At 35.1% G+C, this 26034-nt stretch carries 23 protein-coding genes; 16 read left to right on the top strand and 7 right to left on the bottom strand.

Annotation, left to right across the window (positions count from 1 at the left end; all coding sequences use genetic code 11):
• Positions 1-8 precede the first annotated feature (8 nt).
• From OLM58_RS14410 to OLM58_RS14420, 3 genes are all read right to left on the bottom strand, one after another.
• Positions 9-395: a hypothetical protein gene (locus OLM58_RS14410; protein WP_017498567.1), complete on the bottom strand. Its 387-nt coding sequence runs from the start codon at positions 393-395 to the stop codon at positions 9-11.
• Positions 396-758: 363 nt separating this feature from the next.
• The gene (locus tag OLM58_RS14415; protein WP_070906899.1) at positions 759-1166 is read right to left on the bottom strand and encodes a T9SS type A sorting domain-containing protein; all 408 of its coding nucleotides are present in this window, start codon (positions 1164-1166) and stop codon (positions 759-761) included.
• 513 nt (positions 1167-1679) lie between these two features.
• Positions 1680-2099, bottom strand: coding sequence for a T9SS type A sorting domain-containing protein (locus OLM58_RS14420; RefSeq protein WP_264529474.1), 420 nt, complete (start codon positions 2097-2099; stop codon positions 1680-1682).
• Positions 2100-2546: 447 nt separating this feature from the next.
• Here OLM58_RS14420 and OLM58_RS14425 point away from each other — a divergent pair, with 447 nt between their 5' ends.
• The 3 genes from OLM58_RS14425 to OLM58_RS14435 all read left to right on the top strand — a co-directional run bounded on the left by OLM58_RS14425 (position 2547) and on the right by OLM58_RS14435 (position 5758).
• Positions 2547-3419 carry an AraC family transcriptional regulator gene (locus OLM58_RS14425; protein ID WP_264529475.1) on the top strand — a complete coding sequence of 291 codons (873 nt, stop codon included), beginning with the start codon at positions 2547-2549 and terminating at the stop codon, positions 3417-3419.
• 849 nt (positions 3420-4268) lie between these two features.
• Positions 4269-5138 (top strand): alpha/beta hydrolase, encoded by an 870-nt coding sequence (locus OLM58_RS14430; RefSeq protein WP_264529476.1) that lies wholly within the window; start codon positions 4269-4271, stop codon positions 5136-5138.
• 89 nt (positions 5139-5227) lie between these two features.
• Entirely contained in the window at positions 5228-5758 is a 531-nt protein-coding gene (locus OLM58_RS14435) for a hypothetical protein (protein ID WP_264529477.1), read from the top strand.
• A gap of 69 nt (positions 5759-5827) precedes the next feature.
• Here OLM58_RS14435 and OLM58_RS14440 read toward each other — a convergent pair whose 3' ends face one another.
• Positions 5828-6793: a TerC family protein gene (locus OLM58_RS14440; protein ID WP_264529478.1), complete on the bottom strand. Its 966-nt coding sequence runs from the start codon at positions 6791-6793 to the stop codon at positions 5828-5830.
• Positions 6794-7020: 227 nt separating this feature from the next.
• A complete protein-coding gene (locus tag OLM58_RS14445) occupies positions 7021-8037 on the bottom strand; it encodes a glutamine synthetase beta-grasp domain-containing protein (protein WP_012024410.1) in 1017 nt (338 codons plus the stop codon).
• A gap of 429 nt (positions 8038-8466) precedes the next feature.
• Between OLM58_RS14445 and OLM58_RS14450 the strand changes: the two genes are divergently transcribed.
• From OLM58_RS14450 to OLM58_RS14500, 11 genes are all read left to right on the top strand, one after another.
• Positions 8467-10656 carry a glutamine synthetase III gene (locus OLM58_RS14450; protein WP_264529479.1) on the top strand — a complete coding sequence of 730 codons (2190 nt, stop codon included), beginning with the start codon at positions 8467-8469 and terminating at the stop codon, positions 10654-10656.
• Between the two features lie 394 nt (positions 10657-11050).
• Complete coding sequence (locus OLM58_RS14455; RefSeq protein ID WP_264529480.1) at positions 11051-11677, top strand: hypothetical protein; 627 nt, start codon at positions 11051-11053, stop codon at positions 11675-11677.
• A gap of 66 nt (positions 11678-11743) precedes the next feature.
• Positions 11744-12223, top strand: a complete 480-nt coding sequence (locus tag OLM58_RS14460; RefSeq protein WP_264529481.1) for a hypothetical protein — start codon at positions 11744-11746, stop codon at positions 12221-12223.
• A 4-nt stretch (positions 12224-12227) separates the two neighbouring features.
• Entirely contained in the window at positions 12228-12962 is a 735-nt protein-coding gene (locus OLM58_RS14465) for a curli production assembly/transport protein CsgE (RefSeq protein ID WP_264529482.1), read from the top strand.
• Between the two features lie 90 nt (positions 12963-13052).
• A complete protein-coding gene (locus tag OLM58_RS14470; RefSeq protein WP_264529483.1) occupies positions 13053-13505 on the top strand; it encodes a curli assembly protein CsgF in 453 nt (150 codons plus the stop codon).
• Positions 13506-13565: 60 nt separating this feature from the next.
• A complete protein-coding gene (locus OLM58_RS14475; RefSeq protein WP_264529484.1) occupies positions 13566-14936 on the top strand; it encodes a CsgG/HfaB family protein in 1371 nt (456 codons plus the stop codon).
• A gap of 96 nt (positions 14937-15032) precedes the next feature.
• A complete protein-coding gene (locus OLM58_RS14480; protein WP_264529485.1) occupies positions 15033-16520 on the top strand; it encodes a carboxypeptidase regulatory-like domain-containing protein in 1488 nt (495 codons plus the stop codon).
• A gap of 156 nt (positions 16521-16676) precedes the next feature.
• Positions 16677-17855 carry an AIR synthase related protein gene (locus OLM58_RS14485; protein WP_026110216.1) on the top strand — a complete coding sequence of 393 codons (1179 nt, stop codon included), beginning with the start codon at positions 16677-16679 and terminating at the stop codon, positions 17853-17855.
• Positions 17856-18048: 193 nt separating this feature from the next.
• On the top strand, positions 18049-18405 hold the full coding sequence (locus OLM58_RS14490; protein ID WP_264529486.1) for a hypothetical protein: 357 nt from the start codon (positions 18049-18051) through the stop codon (positions 18403-18405).
• A 24-nt stretch (positions 18406-18429) separates the two neighbouring features.
• A complete protein-coding gene (locus tag OLM58_RS14495; RefSeq protein ID WP_264529487.1) occupies positions 18430-18957 on the top strand; it encodes a hypothetical protein in 528 nt (175 codons plus the stop codon).
• Positions 18958-19015: 58 nt separating this feature from the next.
• Entirely contained in the window at positions 19016-19621 is a 606-nt protein-coding gene (locus tag OLM58_RS14500) for a GNAT family N-acetyltransferase (protein WP_264529488.1), read from the top strand.
• A gap of 560 nt (positions 19622-20181) precedes the next feature.
• Here OLM58_RS14500 and OLM58_RS14505 read toward each other — a convergent pair.
• On the bottom strand, positions 20182-20805 hold the full coding sequence (locus OLM58_RS14505) for a M949_RS01915 family surface polysaccharide biosynthesis protein (RefSeq protein WP_264529489.1): 624 nt from the start codon (positions 20803-20805) through the stop codon (positions 20182-20184).
• 177 nt (positions 20806-20982) lie between these two features.
• Here OLM58_RS14505 and OLM58_RS14510 point away from each other — a divergent pair, with 177 nt between their 5' ends.
• Entirely contained in the window at positions 20983-23310 is a 2328-nt protein-coding gene (locus tag OLM58_RS14510) for a GH92 family glycosyl hydrolase (protein ID WP_264529490.1), read from the top strand.
• A gap of 150 nt (positions 23311-23460) precedes the next feature.
• Entirely contained in the window at positions 23461-23907 is a 447-nt protein-coding gene (locus OLM58_RS14515) for a hypothetical protein (protein ID WP_264529491.1), read from the top strand.
• A gap of 139 nt (positions 23908-24046) precedes the next feature.
• Here the strand turns inward: OLM58_RS14515 and OLM58_RS14520 are convergent, their stop codons facing one another.
• Complete coding sequence (locus OLM58_RS14520; protein ID WP_264529492.1) at positions 24047-25906, bottom strand: peptidase M61; 1860 nt, start codon at positions 25904-25906, stop codon at positions 24047-24049.
• Between the last annotated feature and the right edge of the window lie 128 nt (positions 25907-26034).

The raw sequence follows: 26034 nt of genomic DNA on the forward strand, positions 1-26034 counted from the left end.
AAAAACAATTAGCGACGGAAAGCAGGGCTTTTATTCACTGATTCGTCCATCTTTACAGTTTTTGATTTCTTAGCAGAAACCGTGATTTCATGTTTGGCAACTTTACCATTTTCTTTTACTTCCAGGATGTAAGTTCCGGCAGGATATGCCTCTAAACTTAAAGTTTTTGACGTTTCTAACTGGTTTGAAGCAGTTTCTCCTGTGTAAACCAAATTATTGTTTTCGTCATAGATAGTAAAAACTGATTTCTCAATGGAGTTTAAAGTAAAACTAACTACTTTTCCATTTCCGGTTTTTATATTCAAAATATAATCCCCTTTTCCATCAAATGCATACGTAAAAATTGTTGTTAAAAATACGGCAACAACTAAGCCCACCTTCGTTAAATTTGTCATGTCTTTTTTAATTGTTTATTACTCATTTTGCAACGCGTAAAACTACAAATAGAAATTTAATTTTATGCAAAAAACTTACTTTTTTCAATGCTTAAATTGCTGAATTAAAGATGTTTCTGTGTTTTACGTGAACTATGTACGTATTTACTGGGATGATGGATGTTTTTATTTTGAGTTTTTTTTATAGTGTGTAAACTACTCTTTTATAATTATTAAGAATATTTTTCTAAAAATATAAAAATCAGTTGTTTGAGATGAGAGAAGAACATAAAAAAACAGCTCAATAACGACAAAGAGCTGTTTAAAACGTACTATTTTCACTAACTAAATAAATTCGCTTTTTTGGGTAAGGGGGTAAAATTTTTAACGTGCAGCGACACTTGTTTTTTTGGCAGAAAAACCTGCTTTATAACTCGATGAAATTGCTTTTCTGGACAATACCGTAGTAGCTTCAGTAATAGTAATTTCATGTCTTACTTTTTTTATGTTATCCTCAACTTCCAGGAAGTAAGTTCCTGCCGGGAGTTCTTCCAGATTAAAAGTTCTCAAAATTCCATCTTTACCTGAAGCATTTTCAGTATAAAGTATGCTACCGTCTTTATCATAAATTGCCAGATTTGCTTTTTGCACTTTGTTAAGGGCAAATGCAATTAGCTTTCCGTTGGCTTTTAATACATGAAGATTAAAATCTTCATTCCCGTCAATTGCATAGGTACTCATTCCAGTGAAAAGTACTGCACATACTAAACTTAATTTTAAAATCTTTTTCATGACTTTTAGTTTTTAGATTAATAATTCTAATTATCTGATGCTAAATTACTTATGAAATAATGGTTTTCTCACAACTCTGTTTTCTTATTTCTATGCTATATTCTCATTTACGAAACCGTTATAGGTTAAAATTTGAATTATTTTGAGTGTTAGTGTTAATTCTACGATTATATTTTAATGTTTTGATAAAGTTAAGGTAGTGTGGTTTTGCCTGTCTTTCTTACAAAATGTGTGTTTTAGGATTTAATCGCAAGGTGCGCGAAGTTTTTTATCACAAATTACGTGTAGTAACCGCAAAGTTCGCAAGGCTTTATCAATAATTAGCTTTGCGAACTTTGCGTTTGTATAAAAAAGATATGAAAAAAAAAACCTTGCGTACCTTGCGGTTAAACCATTAGCTTGTAAGCAAAAAAAACAGCTCAATAACCACAAAGAGCTGTTTTAAAACAATCACGTTTTTACTTTACTAACTATCTAACCTCATTTTTATACTTTATGAAAGCATAAACTTTTTTAACGTACTGCTACGTTTGAATTTTGAGCAGAGAAATCTGCTTTATAGGTCGATGAAATTGCTTTTGCAGATAATATTGATCTGTCATCTGTAATTGTAATTTCATGTCTTATTTTTTTAACGCTGTCTTCTACTTCTAAGAAATAGGTTCCTTCCGGAAATTCTTCTAAACTAAAGGTTCTTAAAATTCCATCTTTACCTGAAGCATTTTCAGTGTAGATTAGTGAACCGTTTTGGTCATAAATACTCAAACTGGCTTTTTGCACCTGGTTTAGAGCAAACGTAATTAGCTTTCCATTACCCTTTAATACGTGAAGGTTAAAATCGTTATTACCATTTCCATTTCCGTCAATTGCATAAGTACTTATTCCTGAAAAGAGTACTGCGCATACTAAACTTAATTTTAAAATGTTTTTCATAGCTTTTCGTTTTAAATGATTAGTTCATTTCTCTGAAGCTAAATTACTTTAGAACCGGATTTTTTTTCGCAACTCTATTTGCCAATTTATGTGCTGTATTCTCATTTACGAAACCGTTATAGGTTAAAATTTGAATTATTAGAGGTGTTTTTGTTAATTGTGTTGTTATTTTTCAATGATTTGAAATTTTAGATAATTTCGAAGCACGCCTATAATTCTTACGTAAATGACGTATACTTATAAAAGGACCTGATTAAATAGGATATATTAAAAAAAAGACTGAAAAAAAAACGACTATAAAAAAAATACAGAAATAATTGTGATTTTGAATTTAGTATTTTTTGTGTTTTTATGATATATTCTCATTTACGAAACCGTTATAGGTTAAAATATGAATTATGTTAGGTGATTTTGTTAAATTCGCTATTATTTTTTAAAAACTTTATCATGAAGACGATTGCCCCTGCTCTTGAAGTGATATCTAATTCTTACGGAAGCTCCTTTACGTATACCAAACATGCGGAAAAAACGAACAGTAAGGCACATTTATGGCATTATCATCCCGAAATTGAGCTGGTTTACATCAATGGGGGAGCAGGTAAAAGGCAAATTGGGAGCCATGTTTCTTATTACACCAATGGCAGTTTACTTTTGATAGGGGCCAATCTGCCACATTGCGGTTTTACGAATGAAATGACGGGGAATACAGACGAAACGGTCATTCATATTAAACCTGAATTTTTGGGCAATGATTTTTTTGTGGCACCCGAAATGAAAAAAGTTCGTAATGTTTTGAATCAGTCAAAAGGAGGAATCGCTTTTGGAGGAGAAACGAAGAAAAATGTAGGTAAAAGAATCGAGATGATGGAGAATCAGCTTCCGTTTGAACGTTTGCTTACGCTTTTAAGTATTTTGGATGAGTTAGATGCATCAGAAGAATATACGGTTCTAAATGCCGATGGTTTTTCATTAGAATTGCAGACTCAGGATAATGACCGAATGAATGTAATTTTTAATTATGTGAAAGATCATTTTCAGGAATCGATTGCTATAGATGAAGTTTCGAGTTTGATCAGTATGACAACACCTTCTTTTTGTCGATACTTTAAAAAAATCTCCAATAAAACGTTTACCGAATTTGTAAACGAATACCGTTTGGTACACGCCTCAAAGCTTTTGGCGGAGAAACCTATAAGTATTAATGAAGTTTGTTATGAAAGCGGATTTAATAATTTTAGTCACTTCAGTAAATCTTTTAAACAGTACACCGGTAAAAGTGCTTCGCAATACCGAAATGAACATAAAATTGTAATTCAGTAAAAGTTTTGTAGTTGCACAGAGACTCGCGAAGAAATCACACAGAGATTCACGAAAAAAACGCAGAGATACACGAAGTTTTTTAATCTTTTGTGTATCTCTGCGTGTCCTTTGTGCTTTTTTGTGGGATTCTGTTGTTTCACAGAGACCCGCGAAGAAATAACACAGAGACCCACGAAGTTTTTTAATCTTTTGCGTATCTCTGCGTGTCCTTTGGGCTTCTTTGTGGAATTCTGTTGTTGCACAGAGACTCGTGAAGAGATCACACAGAGATTCACGAAAAAAAGCACAGAGATACAGGAAGTTTTTTAATCTTTTGTGTATCTCTGCGTGTCCTTTGTGCTTTTTTGTGGGATTCTGTTGTTTCACAGAGACCCACGAAGAAATAGCACAGAGACCCACGAAGTTTTTTAATCTTTTGCGTATCTCTGCGTGTCCTTTGGGCTTCTTTGTGGAATTCTGTTGTTGCACAGAGACTTACGAAGAAATCACACAGAGATTCACGAAAAAAAGCACAGAGATACACGAAGTTTTTTAATCTTTTGTATATCTCTGCGTGTCCTTTGTGCTTCTTTGTGGAATTCTGTTGTTTCACAATGACTCGCGAAGAAATAACACAGAGGTACACAAATATTTTTTTAGCCTTTGTGCCTCTTTGTGTCTCTTTGTGGAATTATGTTGCTTCCTGTAATTGGTGTAAATCAGTGTGATTTGCGAAAGAAAAAACATTAGAGTTTTAAATAAAAAAAATCAAACAAATTCCCCAATTCAGTACCGAAAAAACAATCAGATTTTTCATATGGTTTATGCTGAAAAAGTTATATTTACAAACCTTAATCAGAAAATTTAACTATGAAAAACTTTAAGATTTTAGTGTTTGCTGTTCTTATGGGGATCTCTTCAATGAGTTATGCCGCAAAAGTTGATACCCTTCAAGTTGCGAGTACAGCTATGAGTAAAACTTACAAAGCGGCAGTTGTTTTACCCAATTCGTATGCCAAAAGCAAAGCTTCATTTCCGGTAATGTATTTACTGCATGGTGCTTACGGACATTTTAGCGATTGGTTGAAAAACACGCCCAATAAGAAATTAGTACAAAATTTATCCGATCAGTACAATTTGATCATTGTCATGCCTGAAGGGGAGACTTTTAGTTTTTATTTGGATAGTCCGGTAAACAAAGGAAGTCAGTTCGAAACCTTTATCACACAAGAGGTCGTTCAAAAAGTAGATAAAACATACCGAACCATAAACAACAGGAGCGGAAGGGTAATCACGGGACTTTCTATGGGAGGTCACGGTGCTTTGTATTTGTCGGCCAAGCATCCTGATTTGTTTTGTGCTGCCGGAAGTATGAGTGGTGCAGTAGATATGGGAGTGATGTTACAGAGGGATGCATCGGCACAGGTGGTGAAATTAATGCAACCTGTTTTCGGGGATAAAAGTGACAGTTCTGAAATGTATGCGCAATATGCTGTACTGGGAATGCTGGACAAACTTAAAGCAAATAAACTCCCTTTGATTATAGATTGTGGTGTTGATGATTTTCTGATAGAACCTAACAGAGAATTACACCGAAGATTGGTTTACAACAAAGTAGATCACGATTATACCGAACGTGCGGGAGCGCATACTTGGGAGTATTGGGAGAATTCATTGCCTTATCACGCTTTATTTTTTAACAAAATACTGCTTAAAAATCAGCAGGTTATAAGAAAATAATAGAAAAATCGAATAAGAACGGTATCAAATATTTTTTTTGGTTTGATTTTTGGGATACCTTTATGTATAATTTTAAAAAAACAAATATTATGAAAAAGATACTTACCTTATTTGCAGTTGCAGTCGTTGGACTAATCGGATTTTCAAGTTGTGAAGGACCAGAAGGACCAGTAGGGCCTCCGGGAATAGATGCTGCAATTCCTTATGTTTATGAAGTTAATGCCAATTTTGTTGGACCAAATTATTCTGTTACCAACACACCTTCAGGTATGTTGTCAGGAGATAATATTTTAGTGTATGAATTAGTAAGTACAAGCGGACCGGATAGCTGGGCATTATTACCTCAGGTATACTACTTCAACAATGGTTTGGAAACTGCTCAATATAACTATACTTTTTCGAAAAATAGAGTTACAATCTTTATTACGGGTAGTTTAAGTGATTATTCACAATTGCCGAGTAGTTTTAGATTAGGAAAAGTATTCAGAGTAGTTATTATTCCTGGAGATGATGGAGTAAATGCAAAAACTGGAAAAAAAGTAACAACTGATAATTTAGATTATAACGCGGTTATCAAAAAGTACAATATTGATGATAGTAATGTTAAGAAATTAAACTAATCATTGGGCATAAAATAAAAAAGGAGATCGTTACGATCTCCTTTTTTTATTTTATGCTATTTTTAAATGTTATTCCTTACTTGTATCAGTAAGTTCTTTCTCTGCTCCAAATTTTAAAGAAACCAGAATGCCGGCTAAAAGTGAAAGAGCAATGAAGGCTAAAGACGCCCATTCCGGTACGTGAATGAAGTCGTGAAGCAGCATTTTTAATCCTACGAAACTTAAAATAGCAATAAGACTGTATTCCAGATAGCTGAATTTTGCCAGCATATTGGCTAAGAAAAAGTACATCGAACGTAATCCCAGTATGGCAAAAATATTAGAGCTGAACACTAAAAAAGGATCAGAAGTAATAGCCAGAATTGCCGGTACACTGTCTACGGCAAAAAGCACATCCATGAATTCGATCACAATCAGTGCTACAAATAATGGAGTGGCTGCTTTTTTTGCTGTTTTTGTGGGAATGAAGAATTTTTCTCCCTCCATATGGGAAGTGATCGGAATGATTTTTCCTAATGTTTTATAAATGAAAGAATCTTTCGGCTGAAAATCTTCATCTTCGCCCGTGAACAACATCTTGATTGCGGTGAATAGCAGAAAGGCTCCAAATAAATAAGTAGTCCATGCAAATTTATTGATCAGCATTACACCAAAGAAAATCATTAGTCCACGGAAAACAACAGCTCCCAGGATTCCCCAGAATAAAACACGATGCTGGTATTTTTGTGGTATTTTGAACGATGCAAAAATAATGGCGATCACAAAAATATTATCCACACTTAAAGATAACTCAATCAGATAACCGGTTATAAACTTCATGGAAGCTACGGCAGGTTTCAGATTGTCAGGATTTGCGATGTAATCTGTAGTGTAGAGCCAATAGATAACTCCTGAAAAAAGAAAGGATAGGGTTACCCAGATCAGTGTCCATTTACTTGCTTCTTTGGTGCTGATAATATGTGGGGTTTTGTTGAAAACGCCTAAGTCTAAAGCGAGAATAAGTGCAACTGCTATTAAAAAGAAAATCCAAACCATTAGGGTATTTTTTTAGTGATTCACAAAGATAGTTTTTAAATTATATCAATTATAATTATTTATCCAGTCTGTCTTTTTGGGCGTAACCAGAGCGTTAAGTAATAAAAAGTTACTTGCAAAATTTCAATGTTTACGCAAATTCTGTCTTTTCGACTGAAAGCACAAATAATACTATAAAAAAAGTGCCAACATTACGTTAGCACTTTTGTGTATGTTTTAAATCTGAATTACAATGCTGATTTTACAGTTTTGATAATTCTTGCAGCGATTTTATAAGGATCACCGTTTGAAGCAGGTCTTCTGTCTTCTAGCCAGCCTTTCCATCCTTTTTGTACCGTCATTAATGGAATTCTGATAGAGCATCCTCTGTCTGAAACACCATAAGAGAAATCGTGAATAGAAGCGGTTTCGTGTTTACCGGTTAAACGTTGGTCGTTGTAAGCTCCGTAAACTGCAATGTGCTCTGCAGTAACAGGTCTGAAAGCTTCACAGATTCTTTCGTAAGTTGCCTGGTCTCCACATGTTCTTAGTACTTCGTTAGAGAAGTTAGCATGCATACCTGAACCATTCCAGTCTGTATCTCCAAGTGGTTTTGGGTGGTACTCAATATAGTAACCGTATTTTTCAGTCAAACGATCTAATAAATAACGAGCAACCCAGATTTCGTCTCCGGCTTTTTTAGCACCTTTAGCGAATAATTGAAATTCCCATTGTCCGCAGGCAACTTCCTGGTTGATTCCTTCAAAATTAATTCCGGCTGCGATACAAAGATCAGCATGCTCTTCCACTAATTTTCTTCCGTGAGTATTTTTTCCACCTACTGAGCAGTAGTACATCCCTTGTGGAGCAGGGTAACCTCCAACCGGAAATCCAAGTGGAAGCTGAGTTTTTGTATCCATGATAAAATACTCTTGTTCAAATCCGAACCAAAAATCATCATTATCATCATCAATTGTAGCTCTACCGTTAGAAGGGTGTGGCGTTCCGTCAGCATACATAACTTCTGACATTACTAACCATCCGTTGATACGGGTTGGATCCGGATATATTGCAACAGGAACCAAAAGACAGTCAGAAGATCCACCTTCGGCTTGTTTAGTAGAGGAACCATCAAATGACCAGTTTCCTAGTTCTTCTAATGTTCCTTTGAAATTTTCGTGCTCTTCAACTTTAGTTTTACTTCTAAGATTTTGGGTTGGTTCATATCCGTCTAACCAAATGTATTCTAACTTAATTTTAGCCATAATAATATAAATTAATTTTCTTGTTTCTTTTTTGTTGGGACAAATATAGATTTATTTTTCTACTCCTAAAAATTAGGGGGCTATTTTGTTTGAACTAGTATTATTTTTTGGATAAGATTAATTTGTGAGGGGGTATATTTTGAAAAAAGTAATTTTTAATACCTTAAAAAGGCAAATTCGTAAAAATCAAGGATGTTTTTTAAATTTTTAGTTTAAGGAATTATGAAAAAATGTTTATTTAATGAATAATACTGCGGTGTTTTGTTATATTTCTTCGAATCAAATTCATTATTCTTTGAAAAAACCGCTTAATGTTGAAAAATCATCGAATAAAATTCTCTGGTTTATGTTTCAAACAGGGGTTTTTATTGATTATATTTGTTTCACTTTTTTAATGAAAATAATTACGAATTTTTAAACCTACTATACATGTCAACATTACGTTTCCAAGCTTTACAAGAAGCTTCCAACAGAAAGCCTGTACATTTTGAAGAAATAGACAGAAAGTCAAACATCTTTGGTTCAAATGTGTTTAATGAGAAAGCGATGAAGCAGTTTTTGACTTCGGATGCTTTAAAAGGAGTGAGAGATGCCGTTCAACACGGAACTAAGATAGACAGAAAACTGGCCGATTATATCGCCATGGGGATGAAAGAATGGGCATTATCAAAAGGTGTAACTCATTATACACACTGGTTTCAACCACTTACAGGTACAACAGCAGAAAAGCATGATGCGTTTTTTGAAACTTCTTATGACGGAAGTGACCCTGTAGAGAAATTCGGAGGAGCTCAATTGGTACAGCAGGAGCCTGATGCATCAAGTTTTCCGAATGGAGGAATAAGAAATACATTTGAGGCAAGAGGGTATACCGCGTGGGATCCAACTTCTCCGGCATTTATATATGGTACAACCTTATGTATTCCGACCGTATTTATTGCCTATACAGGAGAAGCGCTCGATAATAAGATTCCATTATTAAGAGCACTGTCTGTTATGGATGAGGCAGCGACGGAAGTATGTAAATATTTCGATAAAAATGTAAAGAAAGTTACCGCTACTTTAGGATGGGAACAGGAATACTTTTTAATTGATAAAGCATTAGCCAATTCACGTCCTGACTTAATGATGACAGGAAGAACCTTACTGGGACATACTTCTGCAAAAGGACAACAATTAGACGATCATTATTTCGGTTCTATTCCAACACGCGCTTTAACGTATATGAGAGATTTAGAGCAGGAATGTATGTTGTTGGGGATTCCGGTAAAAACACGTCACAATGAGGTAGCGCCAAACCAATTCGAATTGGCTCCGATTTTTGAAGAAACCAATCTGGCTGTAGATCATAACTCTTTATTAATGGATGTGATGCAGCGTGTAGCGGAGCGTCATGATTTTAAAGTGTTGTTTCATGAAAAACCTTTTAAAGGAGTAAACGGTTCCGGAAAACACAATAACTGGTCATTGGCAACAGATACAGGAGTTAATTTATTGAGTCCTAGTAAAACGCCAATGAGTAATCTACAGTTTTTAACTTTCTTTATCAATACAATTAAAGCGGTTAACGATTACGAAACTTTATTGAGAGCGTCTATTGCCACGGCTAGCAACGATCATCGTTTGGGGGCTAATGAGGCGCCACCGGCAATTATATCGGTTTTTATTGGAGCACAATTGTCTAAAGTATTAATAGAATTGGAAAGTGTAACCACTGGAAAATTGTCACCTGAAGAAAAAACAGACTTAAAGTTAAATGTAGTTGGAAAAATCCCGGATGTTCTTTTAGACAATACAGATCGTAACCGAACTTCTCCTTTTGCTTTTACCGGAAATAAATTTGAGTTTAGAGCTGTAGGTTCAAATGCCAATTGTTCCAATGCGATGACGACTCTGAATGCTATTGTGGCCAAACAATTAAGAGACTTTAAAACAGAGGTAGACGCTTTGATCGAATCTAAAGACATGAAAAAAGACGATGCAATCTTTAATGTTTTGAGAGAATACATCAAGCAGTCTAAAAAAATACTTTTTGAAGGTGACGGATATAGCGATGCCTGGGAAAAAGAAGCCGCTAAAAGAGGGTTAAGTAATTTTAAAACAACTCCGGAAGCTATTAAGGCTAAGGTTTCAAAACAAGCGTTGGAGTTATTTGACGAATTAGGAATTTTAAATCACGTAGAGGCAGAAGCCCGTTACGAAATTGAATTGGAAGAATACACTAAGAAAATTCAGATTGAAGGAAGAGTATTAGGGGATATTGCCAGAAATCATGTTATTCCGACGGCTATCCGCTATCAAAATACTTTAATTGAAAATGTAAAAGGATTAAAAGAAATTTTTGGTAAGGAATTCGAAACTATTGCAAAAGAGCAAATAGTTCTGATTAAAGAAATTTCAGGACATATTGAAGGAATCAATTCTAAAGTATTGGCTATGACGAGTGAACGAAGAACGGCAAACCAATTGACTGATGCACAAAAAATGGCCGAAGCTTACTGCAATAACGTAAAGCCTTATTTTGAGGACATTCGTAATCATTGTGATAAATTAGAATTATTAGTAGATGATGAAAGCTGGACCCTAACGAAGTACAGAGAACTGTTGTTTACGAAGTAATATTTTAGAATATACCCGATTAAGTCCCGTCTTTATTGAGATGGGATTTTTTTTATGTTTTCGTTAAAATAATGTCATTATGTTTTTATTTTAACAAATGTTTAAATTGAATTGTGATTAAATTATGAAAAGTAGCTTTTTTCTTGCCAAGAAAAAAAGCGTTAAAGTAGTTCATCGAGATAGTTTTACACTTCATCGAAAAGTAATTAAGATATTGGAAAATAGGTATTTATACCTGTTTTGGTTGGCGATAAGTTTTCTAATTTTGATCATGAAAGAAAGAAAATAAGGCTTTGATTTTTATTTTCGAATGGAGATTTTGATTGCATGATTTCCCTAAATCACGCTGACCTACATAATAAAATGTATTAATAACCAATTAAATATATTTATTATGAAAAGAGTAATTTTAAGCATCTCCGCGATGCTGTTTGTGGGAGTCGCAGCTTTTGCGCAAGGTAACATGAGTGATGTGGACCAAACAGGTTTATTAAATGGTGCACTGGTAGTTCAGGTAGGAGCAACTAATAGCTCAGATGTTGACCAAATAGGTATTGCCAACGTTGCAATTGTAGGACAGTACGGAGATGATAACGAGTCTACTGTTGGACAATTAGGAGGAGGAAATGTTGCTATAGTAACACAAATCGGAGATAATAACGATTCTAGTATCACTCAAGGAATTTGGTTCGGTAATCTTGCAGTTACTACTCAAATTGGAGCTTACAACAATTCTGATGTGTTACAGATTGGTAACTTTAATACAGCTACTACTAATCAATTTGGTCTTGCCAATAACGCTTTGACTCTTCAATTCGGATATGACAATACCGCATCTACCGATCAAATAGGACTGTTTAACAATGCAGCTACTCTACAATTAGGCTGGGATAACACCTCTAGTATTCAACAATACGGTGCCGGTAACTTTGCAGCTACTGCACAATTTGGAAATGATCATATGAGCACAGTTACTCAAACAGGTTTCTTAAATGGAAGTGTGGTAATTCAATCTAACTAAGAATAAACCAGGAAAAGGAAGAGCTTGAGCTATTAAGTTCTTCCTTTTTTTAAATTACAATATGTTATGAAACGTTTAGCCACTTTTGTATCCTTACTAATCACCGGGATTTTATTCGCTCAGGTAATTGATGTGAATAGAAGTGACTACTTATTAAATGAAGCATACAATCGCAATCAAAATCAAACGGTAAATCAATATATTAAAAGCAGCAACATAGTGACTGTTGCTCAAATTGGAAATTACAATCAAGCCAATTTAACCATCATAAGTAATAATGCTTATTTTACCGCACAACAGATAGGCAACAACAACTACATGAATGTCTACAAAAATGCTGATGAAATCAATCAGTCCTACACACAAACAGGCAATAACAATTATATAAGTGATTTTTCGATGTATTCACGCGGAATCACTTCCATGGGAATCAATCAGTATGGCAATAATTTATCGGTAATCAGTACTGGTTCAAATTCGATATCTAAAGATTTAATAATTAATCAAACGGGAAACTCGGGGACAATTTACATATTCAATCGCTAGTGTCATGAAAAAGTATTTGAACTTACTAATTGCATTTTTTGCTGTTTTTTTTTCTGAATCAGGATTTTCTCAGGAAGTTCACATAGAAGTAAAAGCCAAAATAGAAGTAAAAGAAATAGAAAATTTACTTGCTATTACGGGAACTGCAGAAAACTTAAAATCGCAGTTTAAAAATATATCTTATAAATTGACTGTATTTAAAAAAAATAAAAAAAACTCGAATAAATCAAATAATGCTCAGGATGGCAGAGTCACATTAGAACCGATTCAAAAAGTTGAACTTTCTAAAACGCAAGTCAATTTTACACCAGAAGATGAGATTATAATATTGCTATTGATTTTTGATGAAAAAAATGAATTGATAGGCAAAGACCGTGTTGTTTTTGGAGAAGATAAAGTATCGGATGCCGGAAAGCCAATTCCTGTAGATGGAATTGAAATGATCGGAATTGTTGCTAATGATACCAAAACAAAACTGGGAAATGATTTTTATGATTTTTTTTATGCACAATATTCAAAGCTAAGAATTAATACAAGTAAAATCGTGACCGTTCAAGAGGAATTGACTTTTGGCCGTACAACAAAAATTACTATTCTGATAGATGGAGAAATAGTGGAAGAATTTATTTCGCGTCCGGATGAAGATTTTTTAAAATACATGGCAGAATCTGCAGCATCAAAAGCATTTAAGTATTTTAAAGACATCGAAAAACAGAATAAAATAATAACTCAGTATTAATAAATAACTCAATATTAATAATCGAGAAGTAATTTTTGTAGAGGAGTTTTTCTTTTTTTTTTTTAATGTAGGAAACTAAATAACAGCAATATGAAAAAATTAATTTCATTCGTATTTGTGTTGGGTTTTTGTTCCGTTTCTTTTGCACAGGATCTTGCTTATAAGCCTATAAATCCGGCTTTTAGCGGTGGTGAAACTTTTAATTACCAATGGATGCTTAGTTCTGCGCAGGCACAAAATGATTATAAAGACACCAGTGCAAATGGAGGATACAAGCAGCCAACAGATCTGGAGCGTTTTAAAAGTACTTTAAATAACCAATTACTCAATAGAATTTCAAATTCATTATTTGATAGTCAATTTGGTTCAGGTACAGGTTCTGGAGGTGGTACTGGAGGCGGTACCGGTGGAGGGCTTACTCCGGGTAATTATGTCTTCGGAACGCTGTCTGTGGATATTTACAATTCTAACTTAGGAATGGTTGTCAATATTCTGGATATTGAAACTGGCGAGCAAACGCAAGTTATTATACCGGGTAAATAGTCTGGTATTCGATTTTTATAAAAAGTAAGTTCATGTTTTATTATTAAAAAATAACTAATTATGAATAAAACTCTCCTTTTTCTACTGTTAATAACCTGCCTACTCTCAGGATGTGGCGCTTATTTTAATCAACCCGTAGGAGTTCAGAAAGCTGTTTTTGGAGAAAACACTTCTGCAACTGAACACTTAGTCGATATGCCAAAACCAAAAGAACAGATTGTGGTAGGGGTATATAAATTTAAAGACCAGACCGGTCAATACAAAGCGACTGAAGTTGGAAGCACATTTAGCACAGCAGTTACTCAGGGTGCTACTTCTATTTTAATAAAAGCACTTCAAGATTCAAAATGGTTTGTTCCTATAGAACGTGAGAATCTCGGAAATTTATTAAACGAACGAAACATTATCCGGTCTACACGTCAGGAATATGAAGCAAAAAAAGAAGGCAGTGAAGCAGTATTGACGCCTTTACTCTTTGCAGGAGTTTTATTAGAAGGTGGTATTATTTCCTATGACACTAATATTATTACCGGAGGTTTTGGAGCCCGATATTTTGGCGCCGGAGGTTCTACACGATACAGACAAGATCGGGTTACGGTATATTTAAGATTGGTTTCCACCTCAAACGGAAAAATACTAAACACTGTTTATGTTTCTAAGACAATCTTATCACAAAGTATAGATGCCAGTTTATTTCGATACGTAAATCTAAATCGACTTTTGGAAGTAGAAACTGGTTTTACCAGAAATGAACCCATTCAGCTGGCAGTTACCGAAGCCATAGAAAAAGCCGTTGAAGGTCTTATTGTAGAAGGAATCAAAGACAAGCTTTGGGAAGTGAATGCGCCTCAAAATCAAATTGATGCTTTTGTGTCAGCCTATGATGCAGAAAAAAGCGAAGCTGATCTGGCACAATTATACGATAGAAATTTAGAAGATAAAAGAGGCCTTTTTGGTATAGAGGTTTCCGGAGGAACAGCCATTATTCAAGGCGATTATAAAAGTCCGGAGCCGGCACCGATGACCAGAGGAGCGGTGAAGTTTTTTTTCACTCCGGCTTTTAATATAAGTGCCTCAGCCAATGCATTCAAACTTGCGAATAAAGGAAGGGACAAATTGGGATATATATCTACAGATCTCAATCTGGAATTCATCATATTGCCTCACGATATTCTGACTCCATTTGTTTTTGGTGGTTACGGATTTGAATTTAATAAGGACTATAAAAATTTCCATAGCAAAGTTCAGTTTGGAGGTGGCTTAGAATATATGGCAACCAGTAGTTTAGGAGTAAAATTATTCGCAGAATATAATATGACCTTTAGCGACAATGTTGATTATATCGTAAGAGGTAAAAGAGATGATTATTACTGGAGACTTGGTTTGGGACTCACTTATTACTTCCCAAAAAGTTCCAAGCACAAGAAATAATAGTTCGCTGGTATAATACTAATACCAAAGAGTGATATTTTTTCAATAACAAATAGAGAAAAAAATCAATATAAGTTTAACAAAATCAAGACCGCAATGAAAATAGGACTAAAAATATTGATATGCTTTATGCTTTTGATTTCTTGTAGTGAAGATCAAATCGATGAAACAGGAACCGGAGCAGTAAAAGGAAGAGTCGTAGATGCGCGAACATATGAAGGAATAGAAAACGCACGTATTTCTTCAAGCCCAACTACGAGTACCGTATTTTCGGATAAAGACGGATATTTCGAGATAGATAATATAACAATGGGGAAATATTCTTTTCAGGCCCAAAAAGATGGTTTTACCGCCAGATTTGAACCTGCCACTGTGGAGAAAGACATAGCAGTTCAGATTATTTTTGAGTTACAAGTCTCTACTGCCAACAACAAACCACCGGATGTTCCCATACTAACCGCACCTACAGACAACGCCACAGGACAAGCGCTAACACTAGATTTAACCTGGACGGCAAAAGATCCGGAATCAGATCCGATGACCTATACCGTTACGGTGAAAAACGGAACAACAGACGAAACTAAAACCTATGCCAATTTAAAAGATACAAAACTTAACATCTCAGGTTTAAGTTTTAGCACAAAATACTATTGGCAGGTAACAGTAGACGATGGAATTAATAAACCAATAAATAGTGTCACAAACTCTTTTACCACTTTAGCATTTCCAAATCCAAGATATCTGTATGTTAAAAAAGTAAAAAATAACAATGTCATTTATACAGCCGATGAAGCCGGAAACGAACTTCAATTATCATCTGCCGAAGTAAACAGCTACAGACCGAGAAAAAATTTAAGCATCAACAGAATTGCTTATATAAGTTCTGACGGATCATTAAATCAAATTTTCACAATGAATCCGGATGGTACTGATGTCAAAAAAATCACAAACTTTATACCTATAGCAGGATTTAATATGGAGTATGTTAGTTATTGCTGGAGCACCAACGGAAGACAAATTATTTATCCGAATTTTGACAGATTGTATCGCATTGATTCTGACGGATCAGGATTGGTTCAATTGTTTAAAACGCCAAACGGAAAATTCATTTCAGAATGTGAATGGAGTCAGGACGGGTCACAAATTGTACTTAAAGTAAATGATATGTCGGGATACAATGTTGAGATATATGTGATCAATACCGCTGGTGATGTATTGTATCAGGTACTTTCCGGTGTAACAGGTGGAGCAAGTGGTATTAGTATTTCTGTAGACAACAGTAAAATTGCCTATACCAGAGATGTTTCAGGATTCGAAAATTCGACTTACAGACGATTAGACTCCAGAATATTTATTTACACCGTTGCGGATAATACTTCAACCGAATTGGCAAGTCAAAAACCAAATGGATTTAATGATCTGGATGTAAAATTCTCTCCAAATGAAGCAGAGCTGATTTATGTCAATACATCAAATGATGGTTTATCGGCCAACACGATACAAAAAGTCACTATTTCCAGCAGCAATAGTAATGGTTCCAGAACAACACTATTTCAGAACGCCTCAATGCCGGATTGGAAGTAAAATACTAAAAACTCAATTTTTGATAACCAATTTTATAGAAAAAAATCGGCAGTGCCTAAAAGCCTGCCGATTTTTTTTGCGAATCAGACATACGAATCAATCAAAGAATTAAAAAAAGGGATTATCTTTGCATCACATCAACACAAACTAAGTTTCATGAGTTCAGATTCTAGCAAAAGGTACGCACAAAGAGGTGTTTCGGCATCGAAAGAAGACGTACACAACGCCATAAAAAATATTGATAAAGGTTTATTCCCACAGGCATTTTGTAAAATTGTACCTGATTATTTAACGCAAGACCAGGAGCACTGTTTGATTATGCATGCCGACGGTGCCGGTACAAAATCATCATTGGCCTATATGTACTGGAAAGAGACCGGTGATATTTCGGTTTGGAAAGGAATTGCTCAGGATGCTTTAATCATGAATATCGATGACTTATTGTGTGTAGGAGCAACCGATAACATTTTGCTTTCTTCAACAATTGGAAGAAACAAAAACTTAATCCCTGCCGAGGTTATTTCAGCAATCATCAACGGTACAGAAGAATTAATCAACGAACTAAAATCGTTTGGAGTAACCATTCATTCAACAGGAGGAGAAACTGCCGATGTTGGTGACGTTGTCCGTACCATTATTGTAGATTCTACGGTAACGGCACGTATGAAACGCAGCGATGTGGTAGATAATGCCAACATAAAAGCCGGTGACGTAATCGTTGGTTTGGCTTCTTTTGGACAGGCAACTTACGAGAAAAGCTATAACGGGGGAATGGGAAGCAACGGATTAACTTCTGCCCGTCACGATGTTTTTGGAAAATACCTGGCAGCAAAATATCCGGAGAGTTATGATGCAGCAGTACCCGAAGAATTAATCTATTCAGGTCAGGTAAATTTAACCGATGCTGTCGAAAATAGTCCAATAAATGCAGGACAGCTGGTGCTTTCGCCAACCAGAACGTATGCACCGATTATCAAGAAAATCTTAGATACCTATACACCAGCTGATATTCACGGAATGGTACATTGCAGTGGAGGAGCTCAGACAAAGATTTTACATTTCGTTCAGAACTTACACATTATAAAAGACAATTTGTTTCCGGTTCCGCCATTGTTCCAATTAATTCAGGAGCAGTCTAAAACCGATTGGAAAGAAATGTATCAGGTTTTCAATTGCGGTCACCGTATGGAGCTTTATGTTCCCGAAAATATTGCACAAGATATTATTGCAATTTCAAAATCATTCAATGTCGATGCACAAATCGTGGGTAGAGTAGAAGCAGCAGATACTAAAAAGCTTACCATTACCAGCGAGTACGGAACATTCGAATATTAATATTTTTTGAGTTACAAAAGTTCAAAGGTTCTGAGTGGCAAAGGTTTTTATACCTAAGTTTACAACAGAACCTTTTTTTATTAATCATTAGCTTTTTTAGGAGCTAATCCCGCTATTCGTTATAATCTTTTGTGTCGAACCCCGTCACAAAAGGATTTTCACTGCTATCGGGGCTAAAAAAAAACATCAAGTTATGTATGAATTACTTTTTTGGAGATATTTAGAAGAGGTTTATCTGAACCATCATGAAGTTTATGAAGCCCTTGTAGAAAAAGAAGGAGTAGACGGTCTTGCAGTACTTCCTGTTGAGGTCATTATGAACAGAATCAATTCCGTTTTCTCCCAATGGGAGCGAGTGGACGAAAACAGTTGGAAAAACAACGCAGGGAAAGGAGCCTTTCAGGTAATTTCAACACCACAAAGCATCAAAATCGATTGTTACGGAACTGAAGGAAAAACTATGAATACACTGGTTTCCCTGATGGAAGAATTCAAATGCCCGTTATACGATCCGCAAGTTCCGGAGCGTTATGACGAAATGAATGAATAGTATTTTTTTACTATAATATGTGAGATGAAAAAAGTATTCGTTTTTATTTGTTGTATTTTCATAAGTGTTGTTATTGCAGTACTTTTTGGTATTTTGCATAATCAGCTCACCTTTACAATTTCAAGCGAATTTTTCACACAGGTATTATTTGAAAGATATGGTTTTGTGGAATATGGATTAACTACTCCAAGAGTGACCGCTTCAATAATTGGAGTTTGGTCTACTTGGTGGATTGGATTAATTGCAGGTTTTATGTTTGGTTTTATTGGTTTATTTTGTTCTAATGCAAAAGCAATGATAAAAAGTATTAGTTATGTTATTCTTGTAATGCTGAGTATAACTGTATTAGTAGGTTTATTAGGGTTGTCTTATGGGTTTTTTGGATTCTCGAACTTAGAATCAACCTGCTGTTTTCCTCTCCAGATTAAGAATGTACAAAATTTTATTGCTGTTTCAGAAATGCATAGTTTTAGTTATGTCGGAGGAGGAATAGGTATTTTAATTGCTGTTTTATTGCAAATTAGAGAAATCAAAAGGACTAGGATTAATTAAAACTTTACGAGATAAAAATCATAAAGAGATAACAAAGAAATTTTTAAAAATATACCACATGGTTCAATCAAATTTTAATTTCTCCCATACTATAATTTTAGAAGATGATTCTGTTTTATTACGCCCTTTGCAAGAATCAGATGTCGATAATTTACTGAAAATCTCTGTTAACGAACCCGAAACCTGGAAATACTCCTTAGTAGGTGCAGACGGAAAAGAAAATTTGATCAATTATATCCAACTGGCGATAAAAGGACGAGAGAATCAAAAAGAATTTCCGTTTATAGTTTTCGATAAAAAAACGCAAAAGTACGCAGGTTCAACACGTTTCTACGATATGAATCTGGAGTATAAAACACTACAGTTGGGATATACCTGGTACGGATCGGCTTTTAGAGGAACCGGACTTAATAAACATTGTAAATTTTTATTGCTGCAATTTGCCTTTGAAACCCTTGGTGTGGAGCGTGTAGAATTTCGTGCCGATAATAATAATGAACGCAGTATTGCCGCCATGAAAAGTATCGGATGTAAGGTTGAAGGTGTTTTACGCAGTCATATGCCTACTGCCAATAGTGATGTACGCCGCGATTCTATTGTGTTGAGCATCCTGCAAAATGAATGGTTTGATGAGGTAAAGGAAGATCTAAAGCGTAAGCTTTAAAAAGAGGCGCTAGCCTCGACCCATATTGTAGGGCCGGATTTTAATCCGGTCAAAACGTCGCAAGAGCAAAAGAAGAACCATAGGTTCGACCAATTTTGTAAAGGTATTGTGTTTTTTTAATGCGTTCAAAAAAATGGCGTTATAATATGTACCGTTCCTACGGAACGTGTCGTATAATTTTTTCAACGAATTGAAATCCGTTGCTATAAATATGTCGTTCCTCCGGAACTTTTGAACGTGTCGTATAATTTTTTTGAACGGATTGAAATTCGTTGCTATAAATATGTCGTTCCTCTGGAACTTTTGAACGTGTCGTATAATTTTTTTGAACGGATTGAAATCCGTTGCTATAAATATGTCGTTCCTCCGGAACTCCTGAACGTGTCGTATAATTTTTTTGAACGGATTGAAATTCGTTGCTATAAATAGGTCGTTCCTACGGAACTTTTGAACGTGTCGTATAATTTTTTGAACGGATTGAAATTCGTTGCTATAAATATGTCGTTCCTCCGGAACTTTTGAATACAACTCATAACTCATAACTCATAACTATCTTCTTACTATCCGTCTTTCAAAAGTAAATTTTGCTCCTTTCTTAATTTTTCCACTAATGAATTAAGGTAGGTTTTTGTTTTTAGAGGAAGTAAATTCCAGGTTGAATCTTTTTTAAAACTTCTGCAATAATCCAGATCGCATTCTACGGCACGAATTGCATATTTTTTGTTTTGGTAGATCGTAATAATTTTAACGCGCCTTATCTCGTTGTATTCCGTTCTCGTACCGTAAACAATCACCGGATCGATAAGTCCATCTCCGTCAAGATCTGTCGTACTGCAGTATTTTGTCCAAAAATAGATCGTAGTTTCTTTAGGTTCACTGTTCTCCAATAAATCATTAATTCTCCATTTTTCAAGAAAACCGCCGTGATCATTCAGTGTATAAATGGCTTGAATCTTAGTGTTTAAGGTGTCTTTTTTTGAAATGTTTTTTTGATTTTCGCAGAGAAGCAATTCATACACACCGCTTTTATCAGAGCATTCGAGTGCTCTGTAAATTGGAAATTCCGAAACACCGTCAAGTTCCCGTTGAGCGATTTCTTTTTGAGTTAGTTTATGACTTTCTGTTTTTTGTGCAAAACCAAATGTGGTATAAAAAAAGATGCAGAATAAAATAGCGTTTTTCATGAATAGTGTGACATTTTATAAAACCAAAGATATTTAAAAGCTTTTGAGATTAGATCATTTTATATTTTTTAAAAGCATATTTTGTTGTATTTTTCGAATCTGAAAGTATTGGTAAATCGATTTAGTAGAATGCCAATTGCTGTTTTTAAGTAAAAAGTAATGAATAAAAGAAAACTAATGAATAGAATAAATTGTAAAAATTTTGTTTTTGGATTATCCTTTTTAATATTCGGTTATACCGCTAATGCTCAGAAAAAAACAATTGAGAAACGAGATCTGATTCAGTATGTTGATCCTATGATTGGTACTGCCAAAATGGGGCATACCTATCCGGGAGCAACAGTTCCGTTTGGGAGTGTACAGTTAAGTCCCGAAACCGATACAATTGCCTACAGTACAAATGGAAAATACAACGGAGACGTCTATAAGTATTGTGCCGGATATCAATACGAAGATAAAACGATCGTAGGTTTTAGTCATACACATTTTAGCGGAACTGGACATTCTGATTTAGGCGACTTTTTAATTATGCCAACAACCGGAAAATTACAATTAAATCCCGGTGTCGCTTCAAAACCATTGTCCGGTTATCGATCAGCATTTTCTCATACTACCGAAAAAGCAGAGCCTGCTTACTACAGTGTACTTTTGGAAGATCATAAAATCAAAGCCGAACTTACTGCGACAACCCGTGTAGGGATGCATCAATACACCTTTCCAAAATCAGATGATGCACATATCATTTTGGATTTGACGTCGGGAATTTACAATTACGATAAAAAGAATGTATGGACATTTGTTCGGGTAGAGAACGATACTTTGATTACCGGATATCGCCAGACCAATGGCTGGGCGAGAACCAGAACCGTATATTTTGCGATGAGTTTTAGCAAACCCATTAAAAATTACGGACAGGCTCCATTGGAAAAAAGTGTGTACAGAGGATTTTGGGGAAGATTCGATCAAACCAAAAACTTTCCCGAAATGGCGGGTCAGAACTTAAAATTGTTCTTTGATTTTAATACAGAAGAAGGAGAGAAAATCAAAATCAAAATGGCTTTATCTCCCGTGAGTACTGCAGGCGCAGTTGAAAACATGAAAAAAGAAGTTCCGGGTTGGGATTTCGAAAAAGTGAAAAAACAAAGTCAGGAAGTCTGGAATAACGAATTGAACAAAATTCAGGTAGAGACCCTTCAGAAAGAAGATTTAGTGAATTTTTATACTGCAATGTACCATGCCTTTTTGGGGCCTACAGAATACATAGATTTAGACGGGAACTACAAAGGTTTGGATATGAATGTTCATAAAGCCGAAAACTTTAAAAATTATACCAGCTACTCCTTATGGGATACTTATCGCGCGTTGCATCCATTATTCAATATAGTACAGCCTTCCCGAAATTCAGATATGATCAGTTCTATGCTGGCTCACTCCGATCAAAGTGTACATAAAATGCTGCCTATCTGGTCGCATTATGCCAATGAAAATTGGTGCATGATCGGATATCATTCCGTTTCGGTAATTGCCGATGCCATTGTAAAAGGCAATACTAATTTTGATCCTGAAAAAGCACTTGAGGCCTGTGTAAAAACAGCAAAAGTGCCTTATTATGACGGATTGGAATATTATATGACAAAAGGTTATGTTCCCGAAGACAAAAATGGCGCTTCGGTTTCAAAAACACTCGAATATGCTTATGATGATTGGGCAATTGCACAGGCTGCAAAGAAATTAGGTAAAACCGAAATCTATAAGGAATTCATCTCAAGATCTAAAAATTATAAAAACGTTTACGATGCGCAAACGGGGTTCATGCGTCCGAAGTTAAACGACGGAACTTTTAAAAAGGAATTTGATCCGTTAGATACACATGGTCAGGGGTTTATTGAAGGAAATTCATGGAATTACAGTTTGTATGTTCCGCAGGATCCTGCTGATATGATTCAAATGATGGGAGGAAATGAGAAATTTAAAGTTCGATTGGATTCCTTATTCAACATGCATTTACCGGATAAATATTTTGAAAATACGGAAGACATCACCAGAGATGGAATCATTGGGAATTATGTTCACGGAAACGAACCTTCACACCATGTCGTTTATTTGTATAACTGGACCAATTCACCGTGGAAAGCTCAGGACAAAATTAGAATGATCCTGAAAAAAATGTACCGAAACGGAGCTGACGGCTTGGGAGGAAATGATGATTTTGGACAAATGAGTGCCTGGTATATTTTTAGCAGTTTAGGTTTTTACCCTGTAGCTCCGGGTTCTGATGAGTATGCATTAGGAAGTCCGTTAGTGAAAAAGGCAGCTTTTAATCTGGAAAATGGAAAGAAATTCGAAGTAGAAACCATCAATCAATCCGATAAAAATGTGTTTGTGAGCAAGGTGATTTTGAATGGAAAACAATTAGACAGACCATTTCTGAAACATGCTGATATAATAAATGGAGGAAAGATCACATTTTATATGAGCGCTAAACCGAATAAGAAACAATATTAATTTTATAGATGTCAGGCTGAGCGAAGTCGAAGCCTGACGTTCAAAAAAAGAACTTGAAAAAGTGTAAGGTTTAAATTCAAGAAAATTTGTGCAATTAATAGTGAAACAATAAAAAACTTCCCGAAATTTGCACTTTAAATAAAAGTAAACATGAAAATAAATCTAAAATCAGGAATTGATAAATTGCTTTTCGGAATGAAGCAGAACGATGTTACAGCTGCTTTAGGAAAGCCTGATAAAAATTATAAAGACGAAGATGATAATGTGATTTTTGTATACAATGCACAAAAGATCAGATTGACGTTTTATCAGGAAGAAGACCAGAAATTAGGTTATTTAGTAGCTTCAAGCAACGATTTGGAAGTTTTTGGATTCAAATTAATCGGCAGAAAAATTGCTGATGTAAAGAAAGATTTAGCAACAAAAGGAATTACAAAATACAATCAGGAAACTTTTGATACTTTCGAGAATTATTTTAATGAAGACAACTGGTTCATCCTTCAAACAGAATTTGACGAAGTGGTGAAGTTTGAAATCGGTGCAATCATCAACGATAAAGACGAATTTGACTGGAAATTTCCAGTGAAGAAGAAGTAGTTAAAAAGATTTATAGCCTAAAGAACAAACAGGTGTCGGACTAAGCGATATCACCGTTTTAGTCTGATAGACCACAATATTAATTATAAAAAAAACCGACAATCTCTTGTCGGTTTTTTTGTGTTTGAGTCGAAAAGAATTATCCTTTCAACCAGGCATTTTTTAGTTTTTCTTTTGAAGCGTCTGTTGCTTTAAAAGTCTCTTTTTCTTCAAACGGAAATTTTACAGTTCCTTTGATAGTCTGCTCAACACCGGCACGTTTTATTTTAATCGTAATTGGATCATTTTCCTTCCAGTTATCACTTTCACCAATTAAATCATAAATGTTATCGAAATTGTACGCCTTATCGTTTACAGCAAGAATGATATCGCCTCCTTTAAGATTTAAATTAGTAAAAAACACATTCAGATCGATATTAGAACGTACGTTTATCGCTTTTGTAGCTTTGTCAACGCCAATATATGGCATTTTGTCTTTGAGGAAAACGGGTGCCGGAACTTTTTCATAAGCTTTGGTTACGCCAACTTTAGCCAGATAGAACTCATAAGGAATAGGAGTTGTTCCTGCCACATATTTATTTAGGAATTCGCCAACCTCAGGATAAGTCAATTCCGTTACTTTAGCAAAAAGTTCGTTATCGTTAAATGGTTTTTCAATACCATATTCATTCGATAATTTGTGCATTAGATCCAGAATTCCTCTTTCTCCATTGCTTTTTTCTCTGATGATAATGTCAATGCACATCCCAATTAAAGCCCCTTTTTGATATACATTTAAGTATTGATCTTTATAAGGCTGATCCAGTACATTTTTACTCATAATGGTAAATGACATGGTATCATTTAAGCCTTTTGCCTGTTCGATTTTATCAGCGATACGCGTGTAAAATTCAGATTCGTTAATTAGCCCCTGATTGATTTGAAACAGGTTGGCAAAATATTCTGTTACTCCCTCGTACATCCATAAATGCTCCGACATTTTTGGAGCATTGTAATCAAAAAACTGTATTTCTTTAGAGTGAATCGTTAACGGAGTTACAATGTGAAAAAATTCATGTGAAACTACATCTTTCATAGATTCCACCAGTTTTTCTTTAGGCATAGATTCCGGTAAAACAACTGTTGTAGCGGTTGGGTGTTCCAATGCTCCAAAACCGTGGGCATCGTCTTTGGCCATACTTGACAGATACAAAAGAACAGTATACTTTTTGTTAGCATTTACTTTGCCTAAAAAGTTCTTTTGTGCCGTCATCATCGTCTTCATTTCAGGAGTAATGCTTTCGGCAGTAAACTTTCCGGTTGGAGAATAAACGGCGATTAAAATATCCATTCCATTTACGTTGAAAGTCGTATAATCGGGTTTAGAGTACATGATCGGATTTTCGACTAAAACAGCATAGCGGGAAGTGGTAAAAACGTCACTTGTTTTGCTTGCATCTTCATCTGTCATTGAAGTGGCTCCCCAAAGTGTTTCAGGATGTGTGACTGTAACTTTATACGGAATTTCTAACTTATCCTGAAAGTAACCTACAAAACCGTGTGTGTTAACTAAGAAATTAACGCCCGCATTGATATTTGTTCCAGCAGGAGAAAATACGTCATCATTTCCAAATCCCGTTCCTTTTTCAGTATCAAAAGTATCTCCTACTAAATAAGTTACTTTTTTTAATTTTTTTGCATCCGAGATAGACCAGGAGTTGTCATCAATTCTTTTTACAGCTAATTCATTTCCTTTGGCGTCAAAGGCTTTAAAATCACCGGAATATTTACCATAATTATCCGTAGAATAAGTTCCGGGAACCGTTTTTGGGATACTGTAAATTACTTCGTCAGTTTTTATTTGCGGAGGGGTTACCGTTACCAGAACTTTGTCGTCTTTTACATCAACAAGATTAATGTTTACGTCTACAATATTGTTTTTTACGGTACTGGAGGAACTCCCTGTTTTACAGCTCCAAAGTGTGACTGCAAGCGCTAAGGTGTAAATTATTTTCTTCATTTCTTCATGATTGGTTATGCCTATTGGACTTATAAAAGGCAAAAAAGTTACACTTAAAGCCTGTTTAAATTTTATTTGTTGACTTTCGTATGATGATTTTCGGCTGCAACATCGTTAAATTTTTATAC

The sequence above is a fragment of the Flavobacterium sp. N502540 genome (genome assembly GCF_025947365.1).
In the GTDB taxonomy this organism is placed as follows: Bacteria; Bacteroidota; Bacteroidia; order Flavobacteriales; family Flavobacteriaceae; genus Flavobacterium.